Annotated in this window: 4 protein-coding genes and 1 pseudogene; 1 reads left to right on the forward strand and 4 read right to left on the reverse strand. The window is 45.1% G+C overall.

The annotated features are described in order from the left end of the window. A partial coding sequence (locus tag ACLOR3_RS04545) for a LysR family transcriptional regulator substrate-binding protein (protein ID WP_412037025.1) occupies positions 1 to 529 on the forward strand: 529 nt, incomplete at its 5' end. A gap of 71 nt (positions 530 to 600) precedes the next feature. Here the strand turns inward: ACLOR3_RS04545 and ACLOR3_RS04550 are convergent. The 4 genes and pseudogenes from ACLOR3_RS04550 to ACLOR3_RS04565 form a co-directional block, all read right to left on the reverse strand. Beyond that, positions 601 to 1,332: an NAD-dependent protein deacylase gene (locus ACLOR3_RS04550; RefSeq protein ID WP_411400272.1), complete on the reverse strand. Its 732-nt coding sequence runs from the start codon at positions 1,330 to 1,332 to the stop codon at positions 601 to 603. A gap of 10 nt (positions 1,333 to 1,342) precedes the next feature. After that, a complete protein-coding gene (locus tag ACLOR3_RS04555; RefSeq protein WP_411400271.1) occupies positions 1,343 to 2,101 on the reverse strand; it encodes a Gbs1250 family HEPN protein in 759 nt (252 codons plus the stop codon). Further along, positions 2,101 to 2,811, reverse strand: coding sequence for a purine-nucleoside phosphorylase (gene deoD, locus ACLOR3_RS04560; protein ID WP_411400270.1), 711 nt, complete (start codon positions 2,809 to 2,811; stop codon positions 2,101 to 2,103). The genes ACLOR3_RS04555 and deoD overlap by 1 nt, the downstream gene beginning before the upstream one ends. A gap of 602 nt (positions 2,812 to 3,413) precedes the next feature. Then, positions 3,414 to 3,678 (reverse strand): annotated as a pseudogene (locus ACLOR3_RS04565) (chloride channel protein); the annotation flags it as partial.

Raw genomic sequence — 3,678 nt, forward strand, 5'->3', positions numbered from 1 at the left:
CTGGGAAATCATCGATGACGTCAAGAACTTCCGTAGTGAGATCGGTGTCCTCTTCCTTAATGGGTACAACCGGGATGTCCTTTCAAAAATGCTGGATGACAGCCACCTTAAGGCAACCCACCTCTTCACTGCCCAACCTCATATCTTCGTCAGCAAGACCAACCCTCTAGCTAACAAAGAGGTGGTGAAATTAGAAGATCTAGAAGACTTCCCTTATCTCAGCTATGACCAAGGGACCCACAACTCCTTCTACTTCTCAGAAGAGATCCTCTCCCAAGAGCATCACAAGAAGTCCATCGTTGTCAGTGACCGTGCCACCCTCTTCAATCTCTTGATTGGTCTGGACGGCTACACCATTGCGACCGGGATCCTTAATAGCAACCTCAACGGAGACAATATCGTTTCCATCCCGCTAGATATCGATGACCCAATCGAGCTGGTCTACATCCAACACGAGAAAGCCAGCCTCTCTAAAATGGGTGAGAAATTTATCGAATACTTACTTGAGGAAGTCCAATTTGATAAATAAGAACTAACTAGCTACACAAGCACAATAAAACACCTGAAACAAGTGGGTTTCCACTTCTCTCAGGTGTTCTTTTATTGTCTTAATTTCGAAAACACTTGGCCAATTTTTCCTTCGATGACTAGGTCTGCTTGCTTGTCCTGTGGGATACTGGTCTTATTGATGACGACCAGCTTCTCCCCTTGGAAATACTGGATCAAGCTGGCTGCTGGGTAGACGACGAGGGAGGTACCACCGATAATCAGCAAATCAGCTTCTTGGATGGCTTGGGCTGCTTGGCTAAAGACGTCCATATCGAGAGGTGCCTCGTAGAGGGTTACATCCGGCTTGACCACCTTACCACAGTCCAGACAGTGTGGAACAGGCCCTTCCAAAGCTAGAAAAGCCTCTAAATCATAAAAGCGCTGGCAACTCGTACAGTAATTACGGTCGGCACTACCATGGAGTTTCAAGACTTTTTTAGACCCTGCCATTTCATGGAGACTATCAATATTTTGCGTCACGACTGCTTTGAGTTTACCAGTTTCTTCCAGCCAAGCCAGATAGCGATGGGCTGCATTGGGCTTGGCATCTGGATAGAGCAGGTACTTCTTGTAAAAGTCGAAAAAGTCCTCTGGATAACGCTCAAACATGGTATGAGAGACCAGTTGCTCAGCCGTAAAATGCCGACCCAAGGTGACACTATAGACCCCATCTGAGCTCCGGAAGTCAGGGATATTGGACTCCGTTGAGACGCCAGCCCCACCAAAGAAGACAATCTTTTGACTCTGATCAATGATCTCTTGCAATTCTTCCAGTTTATCCATGTCTTCCTCCTTACAAGAGTGCCTCGATAACAGCATTGGCCTGGTCAAAGTAAAAGGGTTCTCGCTGGTAAACAATCCCCGTCTCCTGAGCCAAGCTCACCAAGAGCTCCATAAAATGCTGGGAGGAGAAACCAGTCGTCCGGTGCAATTCTTCCTCATCAAAGGGTTTGATCAAGTGGGCCAGAGGGTTGCGGACAGATTTCTCCAACTCCCGCAGTTGCTTGGCTGCATCCTTGGTGGAATCTGTCAAGTCCAAGAGTAAGATCAACTCTGTCAAACTAGACGAATTGACCGCACTCTCACCATGGAATTGTTGCAAGGCTGGATTGTCAGAGGCCCGGATCTTGTCAAACTTCCAATGGTCATAGCTGGACTCTTTAGAGTTGTGAATGTAGTCCGCAATATCAGGGATCTGCAACTTAATCAAGCGCATAAAGATCCGATAAATAGCAGGACTCACCGCCCGAATGAAGTCGATAATCTGCTCATTGCGGAGCTTGGCCTCTAAGTCATACAGATAGTTCGCCAACTGTTCCTCTTCTGGGTCCTCATGCCAAAAAAGCTGAAAACCTGTTGCATCTAGCAAGTCGGTTTTCAACTTTTGGTTCATGATCGGTTGGATATTGAGCTCTCGACGCTCCACCATTAGCTGCAATAAGATCAAGACCAGCTCTGGCACGCCTTTCTGCTTCTTAGCAGAGCGAAGGGCCCGACTATACTGGTAGGTCTGAAGATCGTAGAGCCATTCATCATGAAGGTATTCTGTCATTAGTCTGCAATCAAGGTCTCAAGACCAACTTTCATCATATCAGTGAAAGTAGTTTGACGTTCTTCTGCAGTCGTATCCTCATCTGGATTAACCAAGCTATCAGAAATGGTCATGATGGCAAGGGCATCCACATGGTGTTGAGCAGCAAGATAGTAAAGAGCCGCCGCTTCCATTTCCACAGCTTTCACGCCCCATTTACCAAGCTCCAAGTTCTTTTCAAAGTAGTTTGAATAGAAGACATCAGAAGACAAGACATTACCAACGTGAGTGGTCATGCCAAGGTCTTTGGCAATGTGATAGGCCTTATCTAGCAAATCAAAGCTTGCGATTTGTGGGAAATCGTATTGAGGCCAGTCGTTACGGATGATGTTTGAGTTGGTTGCGGCAGCTTGCGCCAAGACCAATTCACGGACGTGGACATCGCCATTTAAAGAACCAGCTGTACCCACACGGATTAATTTTTTCACGCCGTAGTCCACGATCAACTCACGCGCATAGATCGAGATGGATGGCATCCCCATTCCAGTACCCATGACAGATACACGGTGCCCCTTGTAAGTACCCGTGTAACCAAACATGTTCCGAACTTCGTTGAAGCAAACAGCGTCTTCTAAAAAGTTCTCAGCGATAAATTTCGCACGAAGAGGATCCCCAGGAAGAAGAATTTTATCAGCAATTTCACCATGCTTAGCAGCAATATGGATAGACATAATTAAGATACCAAGGGCGTTAAAGAGGCAAAGTAAAAATAGGAAATCCGACAAAGATGCATCGCATCTATGAGGATTTATCTTTTTTACACAGCCTCTAGCCCGGGTTCAATTCAAACCCGAACTACCCTTCCTTTCATTTTTTGTTTTGAAAAGCTTTCCGCTCGTGTTCAAATCAGAACACATGCTCTACCTTTCTTTTTTATTTTTTTAGAATAGGCGTTAAAGAGGTAAAGTAAAATAGGAAATCCGACAAAGATGCTACGCATCTAGAAGGATTTATCTTTTTTACACAGCCTCTAGCCCGGGTTCAATTCAAACCCGAACTACCCTTCCTTTCATTTTTTGTTTTGAAAAGCTTTCAGCTCGGGTTCAAATCAGAACACATGCTCTACCTTTCTGTGTGTATTTTTTAGAAAACTTTCCGCTGGTGTTTACATCTCAACACAAACTCTAGCTTTCTGGATTCATCATAGAGGTCAGGCATCAAAAATGGGGTTTATTCCAGCCCCAACAAGCCTGGTTCCTTATATGCTTACTTAAATTATACCATAAGAAGATAGGTTTCATCTAGCTTGTAGGGTAAATCACCTACATAAAAACTACTGAATCTTATCTACTGGAGACTCCTTGATTTTTCTCCCCATCAGACGATCCAATCCTTTGGAGAAACCAACAGTTAGAAAAGCTGTCAGCAAGAGATAGGGTAGAGCTGTTAACCCTTGTCCCGTAAACCCAAGGACCAAGCCAGTTGCAGATAAGGGAGCTTTTAAGGTCACTGTCAAAAAGCAAACCGAACCTAGGAGAAAGAAAGCTGGCACATTTCCAACACCAAGTACCAAAGAGATGAGGGCTGCTCCTGCCATT

Source organism: Streptococcus intestinihominis (genome assembly GCF_046824975.1).
Classification (GTDB): Bacteria; Bacillota; Bacilli; order Lactobacillales; family Streptococcaceae; genus Streptococcus.